The sequence below is a fragment of the Pirellulales bacterium genome (genome assembly GCA_035939775.1).
Taxonomy (GTDB): Bacteria; Planctomycetota; Planctomycetia; order Pirellulales; family DATAWG01; genus DASZFO01.
In genome coordinates, this window is record DASZFO010000137.1 from 1 (window position 1) to 2564 (window position 2564).

At 61.9% G+C, this 2564-nt stretch carries 3 protein-coding genes; 2 read left to right on the forward strand and 1 reads right to left on the reverse strand.

Annotated elements, in window-relative coordinates:
- A partial coding sequence (locus VGY55_08995) for a M20/M25/M40 family metallo-hydrolase (GenBank protein HEV2970115.1) occupies positions 1-763 on the forward strand: 763 nt, incomplete at its 5' end.
- A gap of 15 nt (positions 764-778) precedes the next feature.
- Here the strand turns inward: VGY55_08995 and ndk are convergent.
- Complete coding sequence (ndk, locus tag VGY55_09000) at positions 779-1240, reverse strand: nucleoside-diphosphate kinase (GenBank protein ID HEV2970116.1); 462 nt, start codon at positions 1238-1240, stop codon at positions 779-781.
- Positions 1241-1540: 300 nt separating this feature from the next.
- Here ndk and VGY55_09005 point away from each other — a divergent pair.
- A partial coding sequence (locus tag VGY55_09005; protein HEV2970117.1) for an outer membrane beta-barrel protein occupies positions 1541-2564 on the forward strand: 1024 nt, incomplete at its 3' end.

The window sequence follows — 2564 nt, forward strand, 5'->3', positions numbered from 1 at the left end:
GATGACGGTCTGGACGACCGGAGGCGCGGTCCCCGGCGTGATCGCCCGCAAACCGATTCACCTGCTTACCGAAGAGGAGCGGAAACAGGTTCCCAAGATCAAAGACCTGTGGCTCGACATCGGAACCAAAGACAAAGCGGAGGCCGAGGGGTTGGTTCGCGTCGGCGACCCGGTGACGTTCCAGCTTGGTTTTCAGCCAATGCGAAACAACCTGGCCAATTCGCCGGCGATGGACGACAAATGTGGCTTGTGGGTGGTGATCGAGGCGCTGCGGAGGGCCAGCTTGAAGAAGCTCAATTGCGCGCTCTTCGCCGTCTCGACGGTGCAGGAAGAAATTGGCCTGCGCGGCGCGCAGACGAGCGCCTTCGGCATCGATCCGCAAGTTGGGATTGCCGTCGACGTCACCCATGCCACCGATTGCCCGACGGTCGACAAGAAGCAAGAGGGCGATATCGTGCTCGGCAAGGGACCGGTGATCTATCGGGGCCCGAATATGAACCCGGTTGTCGTCGATCGCCTGATCGAGACGGCCAAAGCCGGAGAAGTTCCCTTCCAACTTGCCGCCAGCGGCCGAGCGACTGGAACCGACGCCAACGCCTTGCAAGTCGCACGGGCCGGAGTTGCGACGGGGCTGGTGAGCATTCCGAACCGTTACATGCACAGTGCCGTCGAGACGATCTCCCTCCACGACATCGACCGCGCGGCCGATCTGCTCGCCGGCTTCGCCCTGCGGCTGACGGGAGTGGAGAGCTTTACGCCCTGAGCCATCCGGCGTTCCCTACAATTCGTCGGCCGCGCGCAACCACGGCGTGACGGTCAGCGTGTACGAGTGGATCTCATTCGCGCTGAAATAGAGATCGATCTCGCGCCGAGCGGCCTCCGGCCCGTCCGAGGCGTGGATGAGATTCATCTGGCGGCTCGAGCTGTAGTCGCCGCGAATCGTTCCGGCGACGGCTTTCAACCCGCTCGTTGCCCCGAGCATCTCGCGCACCACGCGGATCGCTTCCAGCCCCTCGACGACTGCCACGATCACTGGGCTGGCCGTGATGAATTTCTCCAGGGCCAGGTAGAACGGCTTGTTGACGTGCTCGGCGTAGTGCTGCCGCGACAGCTCAGGCGTCACCGGCAGCATTTTCATCGCGACGACGTTGAGCCCCTTGTCTTCGAAACGCGTCAACACGCGGCCAACCAGGCGCCGCTGAATGCAATCCGGCTTGAACAGAATGAATGTTTGTTCCATGGCCCTTTCAATCTCCCCACCATTGAAAGACGGCGATTTTATCGCGTCGAGAATGCGAAGGATAGGGGACTCGCAGCGAGACTAACGCGCCGGCCGGGCGCGCCGAACGGCTGATAGCGTCCGAGAACGTTAAGCTCGGTGGACTGTATCGGGTTCGGCTCATCGGATGGATTGACGACGATTTGCCGCCGATACGGGAGATTAGCGGAAAATTATCGTGGACTTTTCCTGCTTCGGCGCATGGCGGATCAGGCGGTGTTCGAGCCGTGCCCACAACCCCTCGCACAAGGATGGCAAGTGATGGTGCGGAAATCAGCTTACCTGTGGATCCTCTCACCGCTGGCCTTGCTTTGGCCGGCCTCGGCCGTCGCGGTTGGGCAGGATGTGACCAGTAGTTCCCCCGTGGCGATGAGCTACGCGGGCGATACGCCTCCGGCCCCGGATGCCAAGGCGCCCGAAGCCCCAGCCGCTCCGGCTCCGGCCGCGGCCCCAGCTCCCGCGGCCGATGCCGCCGCAAGCTGCGGCTGCAATGGCGGCGGCGACGATTGCTGCAAGCTCACTTGCCCCGATCAAACCGTCAAGCACTTGTTCGAGAATAATTGCTGGCTCAAGTGCCACGATGTCACGGTCACGGGCTGGATCGAGGCCGGCTACGCCACGCACGACGGTCAGCGGAACCCGGACGGCTTCAACGGTCCCGACGGATTCAACGACCGGGACGACGAGTTCCAGATGAACCAGTTCTACACGGTCATTCAGAAGGCCCTGAAGGACAACGACTGCTGCTGGGACTGGGGCTACGATGTCGATCTGCTCTACGGCACCGATTATCGTTATCCGGTCGAAAAGGGACTGGATGCCAACGACAACGGCATTCCCCGCTGGAACAGCGACCCGCGGAAGTTCTACGGGTTGTCCATGCCGCAAGCCTACTTGCAATTCGGCACCAGCAAGCTGTCGTACAAGGTCGGTCACTGGTACACGCTGCTGGGCAATGAAGTCGTGCCGGCGATCGGCAACGTGTTCTACAGCCACACCTACACCTTCCTGTATGCCTATCCGTTCACGCACACAGGCGTGTTGGCCACCTTCACACCGAACGACCAGTTGACGATCGTCAACGGCATCGACGAGGGCTGGGATACTTTCAACGACACGGATGAGAACGTCGGCTACACCGGCCAGCTCGTGTTCACCGCCAAGGACAAGCACACCACGTTGACCTACTCGTGGCAGTACAGCAACGAGCCGATCGTCAGCGGCGGCAACCCCGGCGGCGACCCGAACGCTCGTGAAGGCCGGTTCGTGCAGAGCATCGTGCTCG